Below are 23,477 nucleotides of genomic sequence, written 5' to 3'. Positions count from 1 at the left end.
GGACCCTCCAATAAAGTGGAGGGTCCTTTTTTTATTTCACTGTATCTATAAACTGAATATAGTCTTTACTAATGTAAGCTGAGCCTGGGTGGAGCTTATCAGATAGTACTTCATGCCAGCCATTAATGTTTGTATTGATAACAATGACAGGCATACCACTTCTAGCATATGTGAAGAGAGGACTATTGCTAGTAGAAGTGTCTGTACGTACATTTAAACCAGTAGTTGTTGTTAAGCCGATTGTATAAGGATTTTTTGCATCTTTAAAACCTAACGCTTTTTCAGCACGATAGTAGTGTCCAGCGATTTTAGCTCCCCAGTACGGGTCAGATGCATATTTTACGTTAAAGCCAAGTGCTTTCGAACCAACTACTGCACCGTTTGCATAGTTTTTCCCAGGGGCACCACCTGGTGTAATGTAGTTTGGTTGTAGGAACTTATCAACAAGTTCGTTAATATTAGCAGCTACACTGTCGAATTTTTTATTAAGTGGGTTAGTGTCATAAACATATAAACCAAATAGGTTGTTTAAGTTTTGTGCATGGTCACTCATACCATAAGCACTTTCATGCTGAGCAAGTGACAAAATTAACATTGCGTTAATATGTGAATTTGCCTCAACCTCTTTTAACGTTTGTCCTAAGCCGATAAGCTTACTTTTCGTTGTGGCATCTTTATAAAGTGTAATACCTGTACTTTCCATCTCCGCAAGTTTATCCATAATGTAAGCATCGATTTCTTCTGCTGTATATTGTGTTGTTGCACGAGCAGGTAAAAATTGATAATAATTATAAGCTTCCCCTTTAGAAGAGCCATTCCCATTTGTGAAGTAAATACCATTCCAGCTATAGTATTTTTCACCCTGCTTCATGAAGGCAGGTGCTTTTCCGTAAACATAGCTTGAAGAATATTTATTTGTTGCGTAATCGTATAGTGTATGTTTAATTTCGCCATTTTCGTTTGAATAGTAAGAACGTCCCTTACTTAGTGAAAAGGGAATTAACGTTACATCCGCTTGTTTTAAATAGCCAACTTGACCAGCTAATCGAACTTTCACTTGAGCTGCATCACTGCTGATATATTCCATTTCTGTATTACCAGCAACAGCGATTTGATCTTTAATCGTTTCAGAATAAAGTGCAACATAATTATTCGTCACAACATAGCCAGAAGTCATTTTTACAATTTTATCTTTTTGGACGATAACTTGCGTATTTTTTGTTAATGCTTTATCAGCAGCTTCGAAGCTTGTGAAGCCTTGATTGCCGACTAGTGTACCATTTGAAATTTCTTTAATCGCATAAGTAGAGAAGTCAGCACCAGCATCACCTGCAAGCAGCATTAAACGTTGTATAAACGTTGCAGCTTGTCCAATTGTGGCATTTTTTTCAGGCATAAAGTAGCCATCAGAACCGATAATGATTCCTAAATGAGCACCGATTGCTACGGCAGAGCGGTATTCTTTAATAATGGATGCATTATCTTTAAATGTAATGGATGAAGTACCTTTAGGAATCTTTAAATAATCAATAGCTCTCTCCAGCATAATTGCCATATGCTGTCTTGAAATGGCGGCATCAGGTTTAAATGAACCGTCTGTGTATCCTGTTATAATTCCAGCTGTAGCAGCCAATTGAATTTCCTTTGCATACACATATGTATCTGGAACATCTGTAAATGCCATACCGTTATTTGCTTCGAGATTCATTACCTTTGCTAAATAAGAAGCAAATTCTCCACGTGTGACATTGTCATTTGGTCGATAACTGCCGTTAGCATTCGTTACTAAAGCGTTTTTCGAAATTAAGTAGCGCAGACCATTTTCATGGGCATGCCCTGAAAGTTCATCAGCAGAGGCCATTTGGGGTTGCCAAAAGAGCAAGCTAACTACTGCCATAACCAATGCAATGATTGATAGTTTTTTCATTTTTTTCCCTCCTAAACTTTAACATCATTTTACCAAAGTTAGAGAGTCGCGATAAGGTCAAATATAAGTATTCTCTTAAAATGCGTCAATATAAATAGTTTTTTTACCAATTATATGTAAATGGAAAATAGCTTAAATGTTCCATAGCTATTTTGGCATATTTTTGATAATCTTATAGAAGTAAAACAAAGAAGGGAAGGTGAGGGCTCTACATTTCCTGAGGAGCGCGAAAAAATGAAAAGAATAGCAAAAATTTTACTGATTTTAGTTGTAATGATGTCGATCGTTGTTAGTCCACTAAATGCCTACGCATTTCAAACAGTAAAGAAGGATTACCCACTTTCAAAAGGTGTACAGTATAAACAATATACATACAGTAATACCTATACAAACTCTATTAATCATTTATCGATTAATGTTGGAGATCCGACGACAGAAGTACAATTAGGGATGCCCGCAGCAGTCAATGGAAAAGAATCGACAGTAGCAAATGCGAATCGTCTTTCTCGTGAGGGAAATAGAGTAGTTGGTGCTATTAATGCAAGTTTTTTTAATATGTCAGAAGGTTATCCATTATTTTTACTAGCTAAAAATAATGTTATTTTGAACGGTGGAACAGTTTCCAGCGGTTCCGACCAATATATGAATGTTCCGACGGCATTTGGGATGACATCTGATGGTCGCGGTGTTATTGATTATTTTGATTTTGACGTGACACTTTCCCATAACGGAACGAATTATGAAATGTCAGGCTTAAATCGTGTACGTAATATATATGAAGCTATTATTTACACACCACAGTTTTATAGTAAAACAACAGATACAAATGAATACGGTTTTGAAATAGTGGTAGACACTGGTTCACCGATTACAGAAAATACATTTGGACAAACGTTAACTGGTAAGGTAACACAAATTAAGCCTTATGGATCGAAAGAAAAATTAACGATACCTTCAACTGGCTTTGTTGTATCTTTACAGGGCGGTGAATGGCACAATAAATTAAGCCAAGTAGCTGTTGGTGATGAAATGAGTGTTAATTTTTCAATTGATCAGCTTTGGCAAAATGCACAATTTATATTGGCGAGCGGTCCTTATTTAGTTAAGGATGGTAAACCTTATATTATGATGAGCACTTCAAGCTCACGTGCAAAAGAAGTTGCACCACGTACAGTAGTCGCTACAAGTAATAATGGACAAACAGTGCATTTCATTACAGTAGATGGTCGTCAAAGCCATAGTAAGGGCATGAATATGGTGCAGCTTGCTAATTATTTAGTGGCACTTGGTGTCGACAGAGCTATTAACTTAGATGGCGGTGGCTCTACGACAATGGCTGTTCGAAACTACGGCAGTAATAATGTTGTATTAGCGAATTTGCCATCCAACTCAGGTAATACGCAGCGTCTTGTATCTGCCACACTACAAGCAGTAAGTACGGCACCAACTGGCAAGGCAACACATATTAAATTTACGAATAGTACAAACTACGCTACATTATTAGTAGGTGCTTCGTCGAGTGTAGCTGTTCAATACGTTTTAGATGATAACTATACGACACTACCACTAGATGGTCATTTATCGTTAGCATCTCAAAACCAAAATTTACAGATTAATGGCTTGAACTATACAGCAACGCAAGCTGGGGATGACCGAATCTACATCGGCTATGACGGCGCTGCTGTGCAATCATATCAAGTCAAGGTTGTAGATGCTCCTACTACAATGGCTGTTGCACCAAGCTCTAAAACGGTAGGTGCAGGTGAATCTGTTAGCTTTACGATTGATGCTAAAGACGACGCAGGTAAGCCTATTGTTTATAATCCTTCTCAAGTGAAATGGTCTGTAGAAGGTAATATAGGTACAGTTACGAGCGATGGTAAGTTTACAGCGCAAAATCCAGGGGCAACTGGTAAGGTAATCGCTACTTTAGGAACGAAGAGTGTAGCAGCTACAGTTACTGTAGCGAAACCAGCGTTGTTTAAGGACATTCCAAATAATTATGTCTACTATAAAGAGATTGAATATTTAACAACTCACAATATTATTACAGGTCAGGCTGATGGTACATTTAGACCGAATGACAAGCTAACACGTGCACATGCAGCAGTCATTATTAGCCGAGCATTAGATTTAGATACAAAAAATGTGAAAAACCCAAGCTTCAAAGATATTCAGGCAAATCACATATACTATAAGGAAATTGCAGCTGTTGTAGAAGCTGGTATTATGAGTGGACGTGAAGACAATACTTTTGACCCGAGTGCAACATTGACACGAGCGCAGATGGCGAAAATTGTGGCAATTGCATATAAATTAAAAGGAACAAGTAGTATTGCATTTAAAGATGTTCCAAAAGATCATTGGGCTTACACTTATGTGCAACAACTAGCAGCTAACAACATTACGACTGGCTACGACGGTAACATTTATAAACCGAACGAAGCAATCAGTCGAGCACACTTTGGTCTGTTCCTTTACAGAACGATTAATAAGTAAAAGATTTCAAGCCTCGGCATAATAGCGTCCAGATTTTTTCGAGCCTGCTCGAAAAGCACCTCTTAAAACTGTGACCTCGCCGGGGCTTTTAACTTGATTCAGCTAGTGAGTGGACTTGTGCTAAAGACAGTAAAAAATGAAGTAGTACTTTTCTGCTGTTTTATGCTATGAATAATGGCTGTAAGACGCTAGAAACAGGGAGAATCTCGTAGATATTCGAGGCTCCCTTTTTTTTTACTATTTTTAAAAAGAACGAATAAGTGCAATTGTGGTATAATCTCTGTATTAAAAAGTAAAAGGATGTTTTTTAATGAAAATAGGCATTGTGGGGAATTACGGCAATGATAATAATGGTGATGAATCAATATTATACGGCATTCTTCAACAAGTAAAACAAACATTTTCGGTAACGAGTGACGACATTACCGTTTTTAGCAATAACACAAAACAAACATCCGAGCGTTATGGGGTACATAGCTATCCATTGTATTATAAAAAGGGCAATCTATATAAAACGTTTATCCATACGTATAAAAATAACAAACAGTATGTATCGAACTTTGACCTCCTCATCATTGGTGGTGGTGGTATTTTAATGGATTTTTATAAACGTGAGGCTCATCTTTATGGAACATACGCAATGATGGCAAAACAAAGTAATATTCCCTACATTATTTACGGATGTGGCGCAGGACCACTAGATACAATTTCTGGTAAAATTAGTATTCGTATTATGTGTCGTTATGCAGCAAATATCTCTGTTCGTGATCCTCAGTCTAAAAAACTATTACAAAGTATCGGTGTCAAGAAACCGATTGAAGTGATAGGTGATCCTGCATTTACGTTAAAAGGTGATCGCAAAGATTATGCTGAAAAGCCAAGGAAAATTGGTGTTTCGGCCGTTCCATATTATAATGCAAACTATTGGCCGGAAGGTAATGTAGCAAAATACGATGCATATGTAACAGGTATGGCGAAAAATTTAGATCAAGTAATCTCTGAGCAAAATGCTCACATTACATTTTTTGCAACGAAATTTCCTCAAGATGTAACAGTGACACAAGATATTCAGAAGAAAATGCAGCATCGTGCACATACAGAAATAATTGAGGGAAATCTTGTGCCTGAGCGTTTATTAGAAGTTACAGGAGAGCAAGATATAATAATTGGTACGCGTTTACATTCGCTTATTTTGGCGACCAATTCAGAGACTCCCATTATTGCTGTATCCTATCATACAAAAGTGCAAGATTTTATGTCCTTTGTTGGTGCATCAGATCGTTGCTTACAGATGCAGGATATAGAAGATGATGAGAATGCTCTTTCTAAATTAGTTGGTAAACTAAGTAGCAATTGGGAACAGTCAATTGCAGAGACGAAACAAATTGCTACACATATTCATAAAGAGGCCATGTATGGTCAGGAATTAATGAAAAAGGCAGTGACACGTCTATGAAAAAAATACTCGTCATTAGTAATATGTATCCAACATCTGAACATTTATCATTCGGTATTTTTGTAAAAAATCAAGTTACAGCTCTTGAAAAAGCTGGACTAGACGTTGAAATAGCAGTGAATACAAACCCAGCTACAGGCAAGAAAAACACCATTGTAAAATATGCTAAATGGGGATTTTCTACTTTAATGAAGGGTTTGAAAAATCGAAAATCAATCGATATCACACATGCGCACTATGTGTTTCCTTCAGGGATGTTATCGCTACTTTTAAAGAAAATGTTTCGTATACCGTACATTGTTACTGCTCATGGTGGAGACATTGAACGTATGGCAAAGAAAAGTGCGAGAATTCGCAACTGGACAGCGAGTATTTTACGTGAAAGTGAGCATGTCATTGCAGTAGGTCCTGTGTTAGCACAACAAATTGAGCAAGACTTTGATATAGCTCCCGACAAAATCTCAGTAGTTAGCATGGGCGTGAATCGTGAAGTATTTTCACAAGGTAGACAAGCAGAAGTACGTCAACAATTGCAATTAGCCAAAGAGCCTTTTGTTTTTCTATTTGTAGGAAATGTCATTAAGCAAAAGGGTGTTGAAGAGCTACTGCAGGCATTCCAAATGTTAAAAACGAAAGTGGAGCGTCCTATAGAGCTAATTATTGTAGGTTCTAGAAGAGATGAGGGATTTTTCCAATCTTTGCAACCATTCTTCAGTGAAGACGTCAAATTTATAGACCCACTAAAACAACAGGAACTTGTAAAGTGGTTCCAGGCAAGTGATGTCTTCGTTTTACCATCACATTTAGAAGGATTCGGACTTGTAGCATTAGAGGCATTAGCGACAGACACACCTGTTATCGCTTCTAAAGTAGGTGGCCTCGTATCACTACTTGGTGAAGGTGCAGGGCATTTAGTGGAGCCTGAAGACGCAATCGCTTTATCTGAGGAGATGCTGCGTGCAGTGAACACCCCGAAAGAACAATATATGAATCGTGAGGCGATCGAAAAAGTATTAGACGTTCACGATGAAAAAAATATAACAGCAAGATGTATTGCCATTTATAAGTCGGCCATTAAAGGTAGGGATGACTTATGAATAAATTTATAAAAGTTGTAGGGGCCGTTGCGATCATTAATATCGTTGCCCGTGTATTCGGCTTTTTACGTGAAATGATTATCGGTTACCAATATGGTAGTACACATATTGCAGATAGCATCTTCACAGCTTATACCATTCCGAATTTTTTATATTTAGTAGTAGGTGGGGCTTTTACAACGGCCGTTATCTCGATTTATAATCGGGAAACGACAGACCGAGCATTATTTGTAAAACAGTCCTTTACGATTGTATTGTTAACAGTTACCATTATGACTGTCATCTTGTTAGCTTTTACAAACCCAATTATGGACATATTTAACCAAGATAAAAATACGAATGATTATACTCCAAGTGAATTAGGCTTATTAAAAAACTTGTATTTCTGGATGATGCCGTCATCTATATTACTTGTTTTATCATCTTGGTATAGCGGCTTACTGAATGTGAATGAAAAATTTCACTTATCAAGCTTTGCCATTTTAATTTACAACGCCATTTTCTTAGTAATTGCTGTTGGATTATCTTTAATTCCAAGTATCGGACCAATTGGTTACGGTATTAGTGCTTTAGTTAGTGCGGCGATTATGGTGTATTTCCTAATAGTCGGCTATCGTAAATTAGATTCCCATAAAGTTGGGTTTTCATTTGAACAGAATATGTCCTCAAAGCAACTTTGGCTTATGGTTTTACCAATTATGCTTGGAGGAGCAACGATTCAACTTTATGCATTATTACAGCGTGTATTTGCTGGAATGCTTTCAGAAGGGGCAGTTGCAGCTGTGAACTATTCTTCCAAGCTGATGCAATTTCCGCAAGCTATTTTAATTACAGCTGTTACAACGGTAATTTATCCAATTCTGAGCCAAAAAGAAGCTAACAATGATCTTGCTTCTATTAAGAACCTATATTCAAAAGGTTTACATTATCTATTGTTGCTACTTATACCAGTAACAATATATTCTTACTTCTACTCAGAAAACCTGATACAAGTTATATTCCAATATGGTAAATTCGATGCTGACTCGACTGCCATTACAGCACCTGTCTTAGCAATATTCGTATTATCCATGTATTTCTTAGCTGCGAATACGTACATTACGCGTTTTTACTATGCAAAAGGCGACTCGATAGCACCAGTTATTTTCAGCTTAATTAATGTCTTTGGTGTCAATATTGCCGTCATTATGCTAATGGTGGACAATTACGGTGCTGAAGCAATTGCTTGGGGTACATTAATTAGTTCCATTACAAACTATATTATGTTAGTTATTTATGCGATACCTAAGTATGACTTAAAAATGGGTATATTCAGCAAAGAGCTGCATTTTTTCAGAGCGCTGCCGCCAATGATTATCATTACAATAGTTATGTATTTCTCAAGCCATTATTTAGTGTTTGAATACAAGTGGTTAACATTCATTGTAGGACTAGCTATTTTTATCGCTGTCTTTGTTGGCTCTTACTTAGTATTTGGCATTACTGAAGTAAAAGAATATATAGATAAGCTAAAAAAGAAGTTATTAAAACAATAAAAAATGATAAGGCTGTGTAAACAGTCAGATAATAAAAATTACCATTTTTTATTTATTAAAAATATGCTTATTTTAGACAGATTATTTTTTTAAAAGCATGCCGAGAATACTTTCGGCATGCTTTTTATATTGTATCTAAAGCCTGTAAAGGTACATTTGTAAAGGGTTTTAATGATGATTGGGTTGAATCTATTAATCGATTGTATTTATTTTCAAAAGGCAAGAAAAGTACCAAACATCATATTATTGCTAAAAATGCATAGTGTAATTTTTTGAATTGTATTATAATTAACATTATTCAGGTAGTGAAAAGGAAAATGATAGGTTACTATATGGTATTAACTATTTTAAATACCATAATTAAACAAAATAATGAATATTTATTAATAGAGTAAGGTGACAATTATGGCAAGAGGTAGAAAGATTAATTCGAATGGTGAAAGAAGTAAACAATTATTACTTGAAAAAGCTGTGGAGCTTTTCTCTGAAAGGGGATATTATGCTACGAAAATAAGCGATATAGTGAAAGCGGCAGATGTAACGCAGCCGACATTTTATTTATATTTTAAAAGTAAAGAATCGCTCTATAATGATTTGAACATAAGATTTCAGCAGGGATTTAATGAAATCATGTGCAATCAAAATGAAGAAGTAGAAAAGGGCATAGAGGGCTTTATTCAAATGCTAGAGCAAAAGTTATATATGTTGTTCCTTTATATAATTGAGAATCCAAAGCTAACGAAAATAGGCTTTTTTGAATCAAAACAATCGTCATGCGTTAAATCTCAATTGACACAGCAATTGATTGAGCTAGTTTATCGTCATGATTGTGCATGTCTTTTTCAATACCAAAATATCGATATAAAAATCGTAGCAGATAGTTTAGTTGGCTCATTTGAACGTTTAATATTGACAAATTTACTAGAACAAAAAAGCAAGCCGTGTGAACTTGCACGAAATTTAGTGCATGTATTTTTTCTCCTAAAAGAATCTCCCAGTCGTGATAATGGATGTAGCTATACTAAATAGTATTAAAACCCCTCTCCGCATAGCTTGGAGAGGGGTATTGTGCTTTCCCGTAGGTAGTCAATGTCTTCGCTCCATTCTAATTGTTTGAGTGCCTGACACTTATAAAACTCCACTCCGATTTCCGCAGGCATGGCTCCAACTATTTTTAGCTACGAACGTCCACTAAAAAGAAAAGCGTTTGATTTTCGCAGCAAGCATCCACTTGAAGCAAAGATCAAACGCAATCTATTATGGGGTAGCCCCATTTTTATTTAGTTACTGTTATATGGAGATAAATCCCCTTTTGTAGTTTGCCACCTGTAGGTTTTTGAATAGTTGGATGAACAAGTAGCATATATTCTTGCCCTTCAACTAAAGGATCAGTAGGTGTAATCATTAAGAAATTATCTTTTTTTACCTTTGTTGTAAATGAAATTTCGTCTCCGCCTAAAGCTACTAGCTGTACGCTGCCTTCAGGGATTGGTGTAGTGAAAGCTTGTGAAAACTTAACAGTAAACGTTTTAGTAGTAGGCACATTTTTTAAGCTAACTAGTTCTTGATAATCTTTGTATTGCGCTTTAATAGCATCATAGTGAGCTTGGAAAATTGGTGCAGTCTTCGTTTCGATGTTTGGTTTCACACCTACTTCATTAATAGTGTGACCTGCAGGGCCAGTAAATTTACCGACAGTAAGCTTTAAATAACTACCGTCATGCAATTCATAGAAGCCTTGCATTGCCCCTTTACCGTAAGTAGTTTCACCATACAGAATTGCGGATTGTTGATCTTGTAACGAAGCCGCTAGCATTTCAGATGCACTTGCACTATAGCGATTTACTAATATACGAGTATCTGCTGGGAATTTAACGTTTTGTTGTTTGGCACGAACTTCGTAAGAATCATGTGCTTCTTGCAATAAATAAGCGATTTTTGCCTTTGGGAATAAACCAGTAAGCTGTTCTGCTGTTGCAACATAGCCACCGCCATTATTTTGTAAATCCAAAATAAAAGAAGTAGCGCCACGCTGTTTAAGCTGAATCATTGCCTCTTTTACTAGTTGCGCACCATCCTCAGAGAAAGAAGACATTGCTATGTAGCCAACATTACCAAATAATAAAGCAGACTCTACGTTTGGTAGTGTGAATTTTTTACGTGTAATTGTTTTCGTGGAAGTGGAACCGTTCTCGTGTAATAGCTTAACCTGTACTTGTGTACCTTCATTACCGATTAGTAGGGAAGAGGCTTCTTCTATAGAGTTACCTACAATGGATTGACCGTTAATGGCAATAATGATATCTCCAGCCACAACACCTGCCTCAGAGGCTCCACCTTCGTCGATTACTTGTAAAATATGAATACCATCCTCATGCTCCTCAATTACGACACCAATACCAATCGTGGATAGATTGATGCTATTCATAAATTCCTCAAATTCTTGTTTAGAAAAATATGTTGAATAGGGGTCTAACATATTAATAATGTCAGGAATGGTTGTTGCCTTTTGTAGGTCTCCATTAATTTTACCAACATAATTTTCCGTAATAATTTCTTTTATTTCTTCAACAAGTTGCTGGTCATTATTTGCAGCAGAAGCGTTTGATAATGGAAAAATGACAAAGCTCAAAATGAACAAGAAGGACCATAATACTTTTTTCATAAGACACCTCTTTTCAGAATTATTTACATATATTATACATGAATTTCCATATTGACGTCGAATAAAAACAGACACGTCTATAAATAGAACGTGTCTGTAAGCGATTCATATTTAGTTTTTCTTGAAAAGCTTATGAATAATGAAACCTAAAATTGCTCCTATCATTGCAGGTACAAGCCATCCAAGACTTTGCTCGTACAGCGGTAATGCTTTTAGGATATTTTCATAGGAAGGAACTTTAATTTCCATTTGTTTTAAGCCATCGTAAAAACTAACAAAGAATGTCGGGATTAACGCTAAAATATAAACAATTCGTCCACCTTTAAAGAAATGATCGGCAAGCGATAACACCATTAATACCATAGCTAGTGGATAAATAATCAATAGTACAGGAAGTGATGTGCTAATGATTGTTGATAACCCAACATTTGTAATGGCTACACTTAATAACGTAAATACGATTAAGAACGTTTTATATGAAATTTGCGGGAATAGCTTATTAAAAAATTGCGCATTGGCTGTCAATAAGCCGACAGCAGTAGAAATACATGCTAATAAAATGGTAAGCGATAAAATAATACTACCGAAGCTGCCGAAAAGGTATTCTGCAGATTTGGCGATGATGACGCCACCATTATCAGATGTACCAATTGCTCCTATACTTGTATTGCCGATATAGCCAAGTGAAATATATACGAAGGCTAAACCAATTGCAGCTACAATTCCTGCAAAAATTGTTGTTTTAACTTGTTTTTTAGTGTCTTTCATTCCCATATCGCTTAAGGCTTGTAAAATTACAATACCGAAAACGAGTGCACTTAGAACATCCATCGTTAAATAACCTTGAACAAAGCCCTCGGAAAATGGCGAAATATTGTATTTGCCAACAGCCATTCCTGATTCACCCATAGGTGTAATAAAGCTTTTAACAGCAAGTAGTAAAATAACGATTAAGAGTGCAGGGGTTAAAATCTTTCCTACACGATCTACTAGTTTAGAAGGATTGAATGCTAAATAAAGTATAAACGCAAAGAATACTACTGATGTAATGAATAGTGGAGCCCAATGTTCTTGTGCTGCCTCTGAAAGAAATGGTGCAATGCCAATTTCATAAGACACAGAGCCAGTACGCGGAACTGCGAAAAATGGCCCGATTGCTAAATAGACAATTGACGTGAATATGATACCGAAAACAGGGTGAACACGACTTGATAGTAGCTGTAAGTCGCCACCTGCTTTTGCAACGGCGACAATAGCAAGTAAAGGTAAACCGACACCCGTTATTAAAAAACCAATCATCGCTATTGTAATATGTTCACCGGCTTGTTGGCCAAGTAACGGTGGAAAGATAATATTGCCTGCCCCTAGGAACAATGCAAAAAGTAGTAAGCCTACTGCTAAATTCTCTTTGATGAAAATCAAGATGCTTCTCATAAATACTAAAAACTCCTTTATAATTGAAAAAATAAAACTTTCTAAAAATTTTAAATACAGTCATGTATGTTATCATAGGACTATAAAACTTGCAATTATTATACTAATAGTAGATAGTCGGATTCTGTAGTATTCTATAGGATTCATAAATTGTTTGAAAAATAGTCAGTTTTTCCGATTTTTGTTTAGTCACTTCTTTAGTATGATAGACACACAAGGAAATATTCTACCATGAACGGAGGCTATTTGATATGCTAAAATCACAAAAGTGGAGAATTCTCGCTTTAAGCACTATTGCTACTTCATTTTTCGCAATACAGACCGCAGAAGCTGCAACATATACAGTGCAAAAAGGCGATACATTATCCAAAATCGCACAAACACATCAAGTGACAATACAAGACATAAAAAAATGGAATAATCTATCGAAGGATACGATTTATGTAGCCCAAAAACTAGAGATTACGAAACAGGCGGCAACCGAAACAGTAAAACCGTCAAAACCTACAACGGATACAGTAAAACCGTCAAATCCAACAACAACGACACCTTCTAAGCCATCGACTGCCGTTCATACAGTTATTAAAGGTGATACACTTTCAAAAATAGCAAAGCAATACAATGTGACATTAAAAGAGCTTAAAGACTGGAACGGAATAGAAAACGACACGATTTATATTGGACAAGTGTTAAAAATTTCTCCAGTAGCTGTTATACCCGAGGGTGATACAATACATAACAATGTGACTTCAGATACGGGGACGCCATCAAAAGTAACGAATCAAGATCCTACAGCGAATGGACAAGCTATATACAAAAAAACGGTGGAAATGGCTAATAAATTAATTGGAACACCGTATCTTTATGGCGGAAACACACCAGAAGGTCTTGATTGCAGTGGATTTATTTTCTATGCTTTCAATCAAGGCGGTTTGAAAATAGGGAGAGATAGCAGCGAAGGCTATTTCAGTAGCAGTACAACGCAAGTAAAAAATCCTGTGCCAGGAGATTTAGTATTTTTTGAAAATACGTATAAAGAAGGCATTTCTCATATGGGTATTTATCTCGGTAACAATAAATTTATCCACGCAGGTACGGATGGTGTAGAACTTTCGGATGTTACGTACTCTTATTGGTCAACTAGATTAGTAGCTTATAAACGATTCGATTCAGTGAAATAATAACGAGGCGATTTTTGCATTGCGCAAAAATCGCTTTTTTAGATAGAATGACGGTTTGTTTACACTAAAAAATCCTTCTTTCTAATAGAAAGAAGGATTTTATTAATATTATTGAGTTACTCGTGCTGTCCAGCGAGAAAGATCAGCTTGTTGAGCATCAACAAGTTCAGCTGGGAAGATGAATGTCCAAGGTTTTGTTGAGTTCGGTTGGACAGTCAGGATTGGATCCATTGTAAAGGAACCTTTTGCGATTTGTTTACCTGTTGCATCGATAATTTCTAACGGTAATTGCTCTAGATTAATCGCTTTATTGTGGCCATTACGGATAAAGATTGAAACATTCAGGTTACCATTATCAGCAAGTTTTGCTTGTAGACCAGTGAAGTTGACTTCCGTTTCGCCTAACTTTGGTAATGTATTCACGATTTTTGCAAGCTCTTCTTTTTGCGCTGCTGGTAATTGTTGCTCCCATGAAGGGTCTAATTCTAATTGGTGACCACGTAATGAGACAAGGTTAAAGGCGATTTTCCAACCGTCTTCTGGTACTTCGTCTACTTTAATAGTTGATTTTTCAAATTCAAATACCCATGGACGTGCACTCTCAGCTGGAATTGTGCCAAGTGCTTTAAAATCGAATTTTTTAGATGCTATTAGCTCATCATTTTTATCCATAATGAATAATTCGATTTCACCAAGCTCAATCGCTTCAGCTAATGAAGAACGGAAAAATGCGCGAACAAGCCATTTGCCTGTGCGTGGCTCATCTTCAATACTAATAGAAGATAGCGATAATTGATTTGGTTTTAATGGCTCTAGCTCATTTGCTAGGAAATTAAAAATGTATTTTTGCTCTTGTGGTACATCCCATTCAGGGTGGAATGAAAGTTTTGTTACAACATCACGATTGTCACCTTTATTAGTAGAAACTTTCCCTAGTAAATCTTTAGAGTCAATTGTGTTCTCTTGTACGATTTTGTCTGATTTCTTAAAAAATGAAAATAAGCCCATTATTGTACCTCCTGTTGTCCTTCAACCATTTTCATGAAGCCTGTAATTTCGATAATAATAGAACGGCGTAATTCTTGGAAGTTCTTTCCAAATAATTCGAGTCCTTCACGTTGATAAATGCGCATTGGATCTTCCTGTTGGTAATGACGTAAGCCAATACCTTCTTTTAAGTGAGCCATTGCTTCTAAATGTTTCACCCAACCACTATCTATATAACTCAACATAACTTGTGGAATAACAGCCATTACTTGCTCATTTTCTGCGAATTTCTGCATATGATCAAGAAGTTCTTGTTCAGAAGGCTGTATATCAGCTAAAATTTCTTTCACTTTGCCTACTTCACGATCAATCGTGACAGGAGTGATGAATAATGAATTAAGTGACTTTTCCATTTGGTCATAAGCCCATTCTACAGAAGGGAGCTCTTCAGGCGCAGCATCGCGCACTGCGAAATCGACCGTTTCGCTTAACATTTTTTTCAGCTCACTCATTAAATCCTCGCCAGCTAAAATTTTGTCACGTAAACCATAAATAACAGTACGTTGATCATTAATAACATCGTCTAATTTTAAATTGTACTCGCGCATGCCATATTGTGAGCCTTCAACAATGCGCTGTGTACGATTGATTAGCTCTTGTACATCTTTGTTTTGAATGACATCATTTTCATCCACAACCATTTTTGCAGAGAATTTTTCAACCTCTTCTTTTGCATAGCGGCGGAACATATCATCTTCAATAGAGAGAATGAAGCGGCTTTCGCCTACGTCACCTTGACGGCCAGAACGACCTCGCAGCTGATTATCAACGCGTCGGCTTTCATGCTTCTCGGTACCGATAACATAAAGTCCACCAAGTTCATGGACATCATCGCCTAGCACGATATCTGTACCACGACCAGCCATATTTGTAGCAACGGTAATACGACCTTTTTGACCAGCTTGAGAGATAAGCTCAACTTCTTGTTCAACCGTTTTAGCATTTAACAATTGGAACTTTAATCCCTCTTTTTTCAAATGATCTGCAACCGTTTCGGATTGTAGAATGGATGTTGTTCCAATTAACACTGGCTGTCCTGTTGCATGGCGTCGTTTTGCTTCAGCAGCAACGAATTTATATTTGGCTGCTTGCGTTTTGAAAATCATATCAGGCTGGTCAATGCGTTGACGTGGACGGTTTGTTGGAATTTGAATTACTTCCATACCATACACTTCACGAATTTCTTTTTCCTGTGTTTTCGCTGTACCTGTCATCCCAGAAAGCTTCGGATACATACGGAAATAGTTTTGAATAGTAATTTGCGCTTGTGCTTTATTTTCTTCGGTAATCGTTACGCCTTCTTTTGCTTCGATTGCTTGGTGCAAGCCATCAGAAAGAGAACGACCTTCTAAAATACGACCTGTGAACATGTCTACAAGCTCGATTTTATCTTCTTTAACGATATAATCAACATCACGCTGGAACATGACATGTGCACGTACAGCTTGGATCACATAGTGATAAAGCGTTTGATGTTCTAAATCGTATAAATTATCAACATCGAATGCAGCCTCTACTTTTTCAATGCCTTTATCTGTTAATGAAGTTGCCTTTGTTTCATCATCGAAATCATAGTCTTCTTCAGCTTTAAAACGTTTTGCTAACATTGCTGCAATGCGGTGTAATTCATCATTTGCAGGCATTTTACCAGCAATAATTAACGGTGTTTTTGCTTCGTCAATAAGTACACTATCGACTTCATCGATGATGGCGAAATGATATGCACGTTGCACTTTATCGGCTAAGCTATGTGCCATGTTGTCACGTAAATAGTCGAAACCAAATTCTGTACCAACACCGTACGTAATATCTGCGTTATACGCTTGCTTTTTTTCAGTTGGTTCCATCATCGGAATATTTAACCCGACTGTTAAACCTAGGAAACGGTGAATTTGACCAACAAGCTCAAAGTCACGTTTAGCTAGATAGTCGTTTACTGTAATGACATGAACACCTTTACCTTCTAATGCACGTACATAAGAGGGCAGTGAAGCGACAAGTGTTTTACCTTCACCTGTAGGCATTTCAGCAATATTGCCTTCTGTTAATACAAGGCCACCAATCAGTTGTACATCAAAATGACGCATACCTAAAACACGCTTTGAGGCTTCGCGTACAACAGCAAATGCGTCTGGGATAATTGATGTTATTAGTTCGCCTTGTTCTAAGCGATCCTTGAAAATAAAAGTCATTTCTCTTAATTCAGCATCTGACTTGTTGACATATTTTTCTTCTAAATTATTAATTTGCTCTACTATTTTATAGTAGCGTTTTAATTGACGAGCACTTGTTTGCTCGTTGTTGCGTTTAAAAATTGAGAACATGAATTTACGCTCCTTTAAAGTTGTCTAAATGCTAGACACCTCATTATTCTATCAAATTTTACGAATGATGACTACATTTGACATTAAGTAATACAAGTAGAATAATAGAGAAAAATGTAAATTGTGAAAAGGTGGAAAATGAATAGAAAAAGTATATTTCAGAGCTTGTTCATGCTATAATCAAATTGGATTCAAATGTAGATTATTTTTTTGAGGGGGAGAGACATGCTTTACGTGTCTTTAATAGCAGCATTCGTTGCTTCCATTTTGTTAACTCCACTAGTTAAACGTTTAGCGTTTAGAATTGGTGCCGTTGACGCGCCAAACTATCGAAAAGTACATGCACGCATAATGCCAAGGCTTGGTGGTCTTGCGATTTTCCTTGCGTTTTTAATAGGGTTGGCGTTCATACAGCCACAAGGTGAAAATAGTTTAGCGATTATTATCGGAGCTTGTATCATTGTAGCAACTGGTGTCATTGATGATATGCGCGAAATTTCCGCAAAGGCAAAAATGCTTGGCCAAGTTGTTGCTGCCCTTGTCGTTATTTTTGTAGGCGGTATTCAAATTGACTTTATTAACTTGCCATTTGGTGGGCAATTAGATTTTGGTTTCTTAAGTATTCCATTTACTATATTATGGATTGTTGGTATTACAAATGCGATTAACTTAATTGATGGCTTAGACGGTTTAGCTGCAGGTGTTTCTTCTATTGCACTAATCACATTATCAGGTATGGCTTTTATAATGGGCGATATGTTCGTATTAGCCTTTGCAGCAATTTTAGCTGCTGCAACAATTGGTTTCCTATTTTATAACTTTCATCCAGCAAAAATCTTCATGGGTGATACTGGGGCACTATTTTTAGGATTTATGATTTCTGTATTAGCATTATTAGGATATAAAAACTTTACAATCATTTCGTTAATTATCCCGGTTATTATGCTAGGTGTACCGATTTCTGATACATTCTTTGCAATTGTTCGTCGTTTACGTATGAAGAAAAAATGGTCAGATCCAGATAAATCGCATTTACATCATCGATTATTGGATATGGGCTTTACTCATCGTCAAACAGTACTTATTATTTATGGCATTGCGATGATGTTCGGCTTAGCTGCCATTATCTTCTCAATGGCTAAATTATGGGGAGCAATTTTGCTTATTACGGTTATTTTAATCGCCATTGAAATTTTCGTCGAGATTATTGGCCTTGCAGGTAAAAACTATAAACCGCTATTAAATTTCATGCGGATTTTTAATAAATAACATTAGAACCAACCATACTGTGTGGTTGCTCAGACTGAAGACAAACTCAAAGGGATTTTGAGTTTGTCTTCAGTCTTTTTTTGCGGAGATTTTTCCATGTATCGCTCATGTATTGCTATCGCGGAAAAACCTTGTTGCTTCGCGGAAATATGGATCTAAAGCGCGGAAATAATCCCTTGAAACGCGGAAAAACGATGCCGAAGCGCGGAATCAGTACCTTGAAGCGCGGAATTACCTCCTTGTATCGTATGACTATCAAAGGCAATAATAAAAGGAACTACCATGAGCAGACAAAAAAACAACCAGTCACCGGTTAAATACCGGCAACTAGTTGTTTTGAAAGATTTATTGTGCTGACTCGTTAGTCGAACTGTCGTCGCCAGCTGCATTATCTTTATCTGTATTATTATTTGTTAAAGTAGAAGATGATTTTAAAGCAAGATGGTTTTTAAGAATTTGTGACACATCATCAACTGATTGTTGGTCTAATTGATAATAGTAAACGCCTGTAGACATATCATCGCTACCATCTAAAGTTAACGAATCGATGCGTGGTTTACCTTGTTTTAAATAAGACAGGAATGATTTCATTTCACTAAATGTCATATTTGTTTTCATATTATCGCCAATCGCCTTAATGACGTCGTCATACTTTGTAATCGAACCGACTGAAGCTACTTTATTTGTAATTGCTGTTAAAATTTCTTGTTGTCGAATACCACGTTGGATATCATTATCTTGTTTACGTGTACGAGCTAGTGCAAGTGCTTGACTACCACTTAAATGTTGTAAACCTGGTTTTAAATTAATCGTATTACGATCAAATTCATCTTTTTCATGTAGAGCATATGGTACTTCAGCTTCAATGCCACCTAATGCGTCGACAACATCAATAAATGCATTGAAGTTCATGCGCACATAGTAGTCGATTGGAATATCTAGCAGTCCTTCAACCGTTTCAATTGTTGCCAGCGTACCACCTAAAGCATGTGCATGCGTGATTTTATCTTTATATCCTACTGAAGGAATATTAACGTAAGAATCACGAGGAATGCTTAACATTTTAATCGTTTTTGTATTGTTGTTTAATGTAGCTAAAATCAGTGCATCTGAACGTGAATGATCAGAACCTTGTCCACGATTTTCACTATCATCAACACCTACAAATAAAATAGAAACATTATCATGAACCGGTTCTACTTTTTCTTCTCTTAGTGTAGAAACATCGCGACCTTCTAATTCTTCATGTGCTGAGTTTGCAGCGTGTTCGGCTTGCTTTGTAATATAGACTCCGTAGGCCGTAACGCAAATTAGGAAACTAGCAACAAGTAGTAATGCTACTTTTATTATTAAAGAAGCTTTAGAAGTCCTCTTTTTCCTTTTTACATTCGTTCTTTTCATGTCTGGTATATTCTCCTCTTGATTTTGGGAATAATTACGTGATTGAACTAAAATTTATTCAAATTAGCACAGTGGCGTAACTGAGTAAGTTAGCTCAATATTAAAATTATACTATGGACCTTCAGCATTAGACAATTAAAACTATTTATTTCACAATAAATTCGATAAATTGCGCGCTCTCGAATGAGATGGATGCTTGTCCATTTGTAAGTTCTGTAATCCAATTTATAAATTGATTTTCTTCCTCTTTTAACACGGAAACAATGATTTCGACACCTTCCAAGTAGCGAATTTCCTCTAATGCATAAGCGGAGTTACGAATCTCATTTTCTACTTTTCCGAGCCAAGTGTAGTCGATTACAATTTTCATTAGATGGTGTAGCTTGCGTTCGACAACTTGTGCAGCGAGTAATCCCTCTGTTGTTGCTTTACCATACGCACGAATAAGACCGCCACCGCCCAATTTAATGCCACCAAAGTAGCGTGTGACGACAACGACCGTATCTTTTAAGCCTTGTTTTTTTAATACCTCTAACATTGGGACGCCTGCTGTGCCACTAGGTTCCCCATCATCATTTGCCTTTTGAATATGATCATGCTCTCCAATTATATAAGCTGAGCAATTATGTGTCGCATTATGATGCATTTTTTTTATGCGCTCAATAAACATCATTGCATCCTCTTCGCTTTCAGCGCGTTCTATATAAGTGAGAAAGCGAGATTTAGAAATTATGATTTCACTTTCTCCATAGCCTTTTACAGTTAAATAGTTATCTCTCATATGTGTCATTCTCCTTTAAAGTAGGGTTGTATGCTATAAATTTCATAAAGAAAAAGCATTAATTTTTAGCATTGTGATGCTATAATAGGTTTAGACTTAGATTCTATGAAATTGGTCTTTCAAAATACTATGTGGTAATAAGGACATTAGACTGGGGAGTACACTATGTTTTCAAATGATACCTTCGATTTAAAGTCGCTTGATGACGTATTCAATCGAATGTTAGAAACAATAATGAGCTCTAAAGACGATATTTTCATTATAAGTGAACAAAGCCGTAGAAGCTTTGAAGATATGCAACAAGAGCTAGAAATTGTTCGAAAACAGATTTCAACTGTCATCGATGAAGGCGATGCTTTAGAAAAAAGCACGCAACTTGCTAAGCAAAGACTTGTGTTAGTGAGTAAAGCTTTTGATAATTATACCGAAGAACAAGTTAGAGATGCATATGAAACGGCCCATGATTTTCAATTGAAGCTCTCCGTCATTAGAACACAAGAAAAGCAACTTCGCGACAAAAGAGATGATTTAGAGCGACGTCTAAGAGGATTACTCGATACAATTGAACGTGCTGATCATATTGTCAATCAAGTAAATGTTATTTTAAATTATTTAACTTCTGATTTAAAAAATGTTGGGTTAGCGCTTGAACAAGCGAAAATGAAACAAGATTTTGGTATACGAATAATCGCAGCGCAAGAAGAAGAGCGAAAACGTTTATCAAGAGAAATTCATGATGGACCTGCCCAAATGTTGGCCAATGTCTTAATGCGTACGGACTTAATTGAAAGAACGTATCGTGAGAAGGGCATTGAATATGCTTTGGCTGAAATTGCTGATTTGAAGAAAACAGTGCGCAATGCGCTATCAGAAGTGCGACGTATTATTTATGATTTACGTCCTATGGCACTAGATGATTTGGGAATTGTGCCGACATTAAAGAAATATTTGTCGACTGTGACCGAATATAATCCTGGTGTTGAAATCCATTTTCAGTCAAGAAGCACAGAGCAACGGATTCCATCAAATTATGAGGTATCCATTTTCCGATTAGTGCAGGAATGTGTAACAAATGCTATGAAACACGGAAAATGTAAGGATATTTGGGTAAAACTTGAATGGTTGAACAATGCGGTAAATATTGTCGTAAAAGATGATGGCGTTGGATTCGACCAGAAAGTCGTAAAAGATCATTCCTTTGGTATTTTAGGAATGCGAGAAAGAATAGAAATATTAAATGGTACAATCTCAATTGAAAGTGAGATAAATCGTGGCACCACGGTATTATTTAAAATTCCGTTAGAAGTAGATTAAAGAAAGAAATGTGTTGCAGAATTTTAGGGGGTAAAGACTAATGACGAAGATTATTATTGTAGACGATCACCAGCTATTCCGAGAAGGAGTTAAACGCATCTTAGATTTTGAAGATACGTTTGATGTAATTGCAGAAGGTGACGATGGCACAGATGTCGTGAACTTATACGCGGAAAATCAACCAGATGTTGTTTTAATGGATATCAATATGCCAGGAAAAAATGGTGTTGAGGCAACAGCTGATTTAATTGCAGAATATCCAGATGCAAAAGTAATTATGCTATCTATCCATGATGACGAAACATATGTAACACATGCACTAAAATCAGGTGCACTTGGCTATATGCTAAAAGAGATGGATGCTGACGAAATCGTAGAAGCGATTAAAGTAGTAGCGAATGGCGGCTCATATTTACATCCAAAAGTAACAAAAAATTTAGTAGCAGAATTCCGTCGCCTTTCTGAACATGAAAACAAAGGTAATTTCCACCAAACAGAGATTCGTCGTCCATTCCATTTACTAACAAAACGTGAATGTGAAGTTTTACAATTACTAACAGATGGCCAATCTAACCGTACAATCGGTGAGACACTATTTATTTCGGAAAAAACAGTTAAAAACCACGTTTCAAGCATTTTACAAAAAATGAACGTAAACGACCGTACGCAAGCTGTAGTAACAGCCATTAAAAATGGTTGGGTTGAAGTACGATAACTGCATAGTATAGAATTGAAGGCTGTTTTTAAAAGCTACTTTGACAGATAAAGTAGTTTTTAAGGCAGTTTTTTTGTTGTGCAACATTTTAAATTAAAAGACGTCTTAAGAATGATATAAGCACCTAAAAGTAGAAAATGCGCAACAAAATTCCTACTAATGCATTTATATGCTACAATATTGCGCGGGAGGTTTTATGATGTTAAAGAAAAGTATTCTAGCAGTTTTAACCTTATTAGTGTTAACTGCCTGTGGCAATAAAGAAGATGATTTAACTGCAAAAGAGCGTGAAAAGGTTATTGAAGATGGTACAGTAGGCTTTGAAATGATGGGTGGAGAAGTCGAAAAAGCAACGAATGTACCAGCTAATGAGGAAAAAGCAATTATAGCGGCGTTTGATGAATATATTGCCGCATTCAATGATAAAGACATCCATCGTTATATGAATACGATATCTAAGAACCCAAAAGGATTTAATTATGATGAAGATAAAGTATTTGCAGAGAAAGTATTTGATCAATCCGATACGAAACGCGATGTTGCAAATGTGACTATTGCGAAGTATGAACAGGAAGAAGCTCAAGTATTTGCCAATGTGACAACGCACTCACTCCAACTTGAGACCAATGTAGAACACGAAAGTGCAGGGCGTCAAGTTACGGTGTTTGTGAAAGAGGATGGAGCTTGGAAAGTGACGAGCGTCTTTTACATTGGCGATGACACAAAGTCTAGCACCGGCAATCAATAAGGGGAAATCTTTCCCTTTACTATACATAGAAAATGAATGTGAAGTGGACGTCATCGTTTGAACAGCGATTCAATCCTGATGCAA

17 protein-coding genes are annotated in these 23,477 nt (G+C 36.5%); 10 read left to right on the top strand and 7 right to left on the bottom strand.

Annotated elements, in window-relative coordinates; genetic code table 11:
- Nucleotides 1–31: 31 nt before the first annotated feature.
- Complete coding sequence (locus ACIQXW_RS12515) at nucleotides 32–1,927, bottom strand: S-layer homology domain-containing protein (RefSeq protein WP_402762632.1); 1,896 nt, start codon at nucleotides 1,925–1,927, stop codon at nucleotides 32–34.
- 234 nt (nucleotides 1,928–2,161) lie between these two features.
- On the opposite strand from ACIQXW_RS12515, the gene ACIQXW_RS12510 reads away from it, so the two are divergent.
- The 5 genes from ACIQXW_RS12510 to ACIQXW_RS12490 all read left to right on the top strand — a co-directional run bounded on the left by ACIQXW_RS12510 (nucleotide 2,162) and on the right by ACIQXW_RS12490 (nucleotide 9,543).
- On the top strand, nucleotides 2,162–4,426 hold the full coding sequence (locus tag ACIQXW_RS12510) for an S-layer homology domain-containing protein (protein WP_340820910.1): 2,265 nt from the start codon (nucleotides 2,162–2,164) through the stop codon (nucleotides 4,424–4,426).
- Nucleotides 4,427–4,736: 310 nt separating this feature from the next.
- Complete coding sequence (locus tag ACIQXW_RS12505) at nucleotides 4,737–5,882, top strand: polysaccharide pyruvyl transferase family protein (protein WP_340820908.1); 1,146 nt, start codon at nucleotides 4,737–4,739, stop codon at nucleotides 5,880–5,882.
- Nucleotides 5,879–6,979 (top strand): glycosyltransferase, encoded by a 1,101-nt coding sequence (locus ACIQXW_RS12500; RefSeq protein ID WP_402762628.1) that lies wholly within the window; start codon nucleotides 5,879–5,881, stop codon nucleotides 6,977–6,979. Before ACIQXW_RS12505 ends, ACIQXW_RS12500 begins: the two co-directional genes overlap by 4 nt.
- Nucleotides 6,976–8,514: a murein biosynthesis integral membrane protein MurJ gene (murJ, locus tag ACIQXW_RS12495; RefSeq protein ID WP_401019147.1), complete on the top strand. Its 1,539-nt coding sequence runs from the start codon at nucleotides 6,976–6,978 to the stop codon at nucleotides 8,512–8,514. Before ACIQXW_RS12500 ends, murJ begins: the two co-directional genes overlap by 4 nt.
- 405 nt (nucleotides 8,515–8,919) lie before the next feature.
- Nucleotides 8,920–9,543: a TetR/AcrR family transcriptional regulator gene (locus tag ACIQXW_RS12490; RefSeq protein WP_402762625.1), complete on the top strand. Its 624-nt coding sequence runs from the start codon at nucleotides 8,920–8,922 to the stop codon at nucleotides 9,541–9,543.
- A gap of 247 nt (nucleotides 9,544–9,790) precedes the next feature.
- Here the strand turns inward: ACIQXW_RS12490 and ACIQXW_RS12485 are convergent, their stop codons facing one another.
- Complete coding sequence (locus tag ACIQXW_RS12485; protein ID WP_402762622.1) at nucleotides 9,791–11,179, bottom strand: S41 family peptidase; 1,389 nt, start codon at nucleotides 11,177–11,179, stop codon at nucleotides 9,791–9,793.
- A gap of 111 nt (nucleotides 11,180–11,290) precedes the next feature.
- Nucleotides 11,291–12,613, bottom strand: a complete 1,323-nt coding sequence (gene brnQ / locus ACIQXW_RS12480) for a branched-chain amino acid transport system II carrier protein (RefSeq protein ID WP_402762619.1) — start codon at nucleotides 12,611–12,613, stop codon at nucleotides 11,291–11,293.
- A gap of 251 nt (nucleotides 12,614–12,864) precedes the next feature.
- Between brnQ and ACIQXW_RS12475 the strand changes: the two genes are divergently transcribed.
- Nucleotides 12,865–13,794 (top strand): C40 family peptidase, encoded by a 930-nt coding sequence (locus ACIQXW_RS12475; RefSeq protein ID WP_340820902.1) that lies wholly within the window; start codon nucleotides 12,865–12,867, stop codon nucleotides 13,792–13,794.
- Between the two features lie 108 nt (nucleotides 13,795–13,902).
- On the opposite strand, the gene ACIQXW_RS12470 is transcribed toward ACIQXW_RS12475, so the two are convergent.
- Complete coding sequence (locus tag ACIQXW_RS12470; protein ID WP_340820901.1) at nucleotides 13,903–14,802, bottom strand: accessory Sec system S-layer assembly protein; 900 nt, start codon at nucleotides 14,800–14,802, stop codon at nucleotides 13,903–13,905.
- Entirely contained in the window at nucleotides 14,802–17,165 is a 2,364-nt protein-coding gene (gene secA2, locus ACIQXW_RS12465) for an accessory Sec system translocase SecA2 (protein WP_402762615.1), read from the bottom strand. The genes ACIQXW_RS12470 and secA2 overlap by 1 nt, the downstream gene beginning before the upstream one ends.
- Nucleotides 17,166–17,390: 225 nt before the next feature.
- Here secA2 and ACIQXW_RS12460 point away from each other — a divergent pair, with 225 nt between their 5' ends.
- Entirely contained in the window at nucleotides 17,391–18,434 is a 1,044-nt protein-coding gene (locus ACIQXW_RS12460) for a glycosyltransferase family 4 protein (protein WP_340820899.1), read from the top strand.
- 345 nt (nucleotides 18,435–18,779) lie between these two features.
- On the opposite strand, the gene ACIQXW_RS12455 is transcribed toward ACIQXW_RS12460, so the two are convergent.
- Both ACIQXW_RS12455 and ACIQXW_RS12450 read right to left on the bottom strand, forming a co-directional pair.
- On the bottom strand, nucleotides 18,780–19,835 hold the full coding sequence (locus ACIQXW_RS12455; RefSeq protein WP_340820898.1) for an LCP family protein: 1,056 nt from the start codon (nucleotides 19,833–19,835) through the stop codon (nucleotides 18,780–18,782).
- Between the two features lie 145 nt (nucleotides 19,836–19,980).
- Entirely contained in the window at nucleotides 19,981–20,616 is a 636-nt protein-coding gene (locus ACIQXW_RS12450; protein WP_340820897.1) for a YigZ family protein, read from the bottom strand.
- A 165-nt stretch (nucleotides 20,617–20,781) separates the two neighbouring features.
- Here ACIQXW_RS12450 and ACIQXW_RS12445 point away from each other — a divergent pair, with 165 nt between their 5' ends.
- From ACIQXW_RS12445 to ACIQXW_RS12435, 3 genes are all read left to right on the top strand, one after another.
- A complete protein-coding gene (locus ACIQXW_RS12445) occupies nucleotides 20,782–21,930 on the top strand; it encodes a sensor histidine kinase (protein ID WP_340820896.1) in 1,149 nt (382 codons plus the stop codon).
- Between the two features lie 40 nt (nucleotides 21,931–21,970).
- Complete coding sequence (locus tag ACIQXW_RS12440; protein ID WP_340820895.1) at nucleotides 21,971–22,645, top strand: response regulator transcription factor; 675 nt, start codon at nucleotides 21,971–21,973, stop codon at nucleotides 22,643–22,645.
- Between the two features lie 196 nt (nucleotides 22,646–22,841).
- On the top strand, nucleotides 22,842–23,393 hold the full coding sequence (locus ACIQXW_RS12435) for a nuclear transport factor 2 family protein (RefSeq protein WP_402762610.1): 552 nt from the start codon (nucleotides 22,842–22,844) through the stop codon (nucleotides 23,391–23,393).
- Nucleotides 23,394–23,477: the final 84 nt, after the last annotated feature.

Origin of the sequence: Lysinibacillus sp. NPDC097162 (assembly GCF_044762185.1) — a bacterium.
In the GTDB taxonomy this organism is placed as follows: Bacteria; Bacillota; Bacilli; order Bacillales_A; family Planococcaceae; genus Lysinibacillus.
Note: the sequence above shows the minus strand (reverse complement) of the source record. Positions and strands in the feature narration are given on the sequence as shown.

What these genes read in the sequence shown, in the direction of transcription:
- ACIQXW_RS12470 (WP_340820901.1), bottom strand. Translation starts at nt 14,802, where the DNA reads ATGGGCTTATTTTCATTTTTTAAGAAATCAGACAAAATCGTACAAGAG.
- ACIQXW_RS12500 (WP_402762628.1), top strand. Translation starts at nt 5,879, where the DNA reads ATGAAAAAAATACTCGTCATTAGTAATATGTATCCAACATCTGAACAT.
- ACIQXW_RS12490 (WP_402762625.1), top strand. Translation starts at nt 8,920, where the DNA reads ATGGCAAGAGGTAGAAAGATTAATTCGAATGGTGAAAGAAGTAAACAA.
- ACIQXW_RS12515 (WP_402762632.1), bottom strand. Translation starts at nt 1,927, where the DNA reads ATGAAAAAACTATCAATCATTGCATTGGTTATGGCAGTAGTTAGCTTG.
- murJ (WP_401019147.1), top strand. Translation starts at nt 6,976, where the DNA reads ATGAATAAATTTATAAAAGTTGTAGGGGCCGTTGCGATCATTAATATC.
- ACIQXW_RS12445 (WP_340820896.1), top strand. Translation starts at nt 20,782, where the DNA reads ATGTTTTCAAATGATACCTTCGATTTAAAGTCGCTTGATGACGTATTC.
- ACIQXW_RS12460 (WP_340820899.1), top strand. Translation starts at nt 17,391, where the DNA reads ATGCTTTACGTGTCTTTAATAGCAGCATTCGTTGCTTCCATTTTGTTA.
- ACIQXW_RS12505 (WP_340820908.1), top strand. Translation starts at nt 4,737, where the DNA reads ATGAAAATAGGCATTGTGGGGAATTACGGCAATGATAATAATGGTGAT.
- ACIQXW_RS12455 (WP_340820898.1), bottom strand. Translation starts at nt 19,835, where the DNA reads ATGAAAAGAACGAATGTAAAAAGGAAAAAGAGGACTTCTAAAGCTTCT.
- ACIQXW_RS12485 (WP_402762622.1), bottom strand. Translation starts at nt 11,179, where the DNA reads ATGAAAAAAGTATTATGGTCCTTCTTGTTCATTTTGAGCTTTGTCATT.
- ACIQXW_RS12435 (WP_402762610.1), top strand. Translation starts at nt 22,842, where the DNA reads ATGATGTTAAAGAAAAGTATTCTAGCAGTTTTAACCTTATTAGTGTTA.
- ACIQXW_RS12510 (WP_340820910.1), top strand. Translation starts at nt 2,162, where the DNA reads ATGAAAAGAATAGCAAAAATTTTACTGATTTTAGTTGTAATGATGTCG.
- secA2 (WP_402762615.1), bottom strand. Translation starts at nt 17,165, where the DNA reads ATGTTCTCAATTTTTAAACGCAACAACGAGCAAACAAGTGCTCGTCAA.
- ACIQXW_RS12440 (WP_340820895.1), top strand. Translation starts at nt 21,971, where the DNA reads ATGACGAAGATTATTATTGTAGACGATCACCAGCTATTCCGAGAAGGA.
- ACIQXW_RS12475 (WP_340820902.1), top strand. Translation starts at nt 12,865, where the DNA reads ATGCTAAAATCACAAAAGTGGAGAATTCTCGCTTTAAGCACTATTGCT.
- brnQ (WP_402762619.1), bottom strand. Translation starts at nt 12,613, where the DNA reads ATGAGAAGCATCTTGATTTTCATCAAAGAGAATTTAGCAGTAGGCTTA.
- ACIQXW_RS12450 (WP_340820897.1), bottom strand. Translation starts at nt 20,616, where the DNA reads ATGAGAGATAACTATTTAACTGTAAAAGGCTATGGAGAAAGTGAAATC.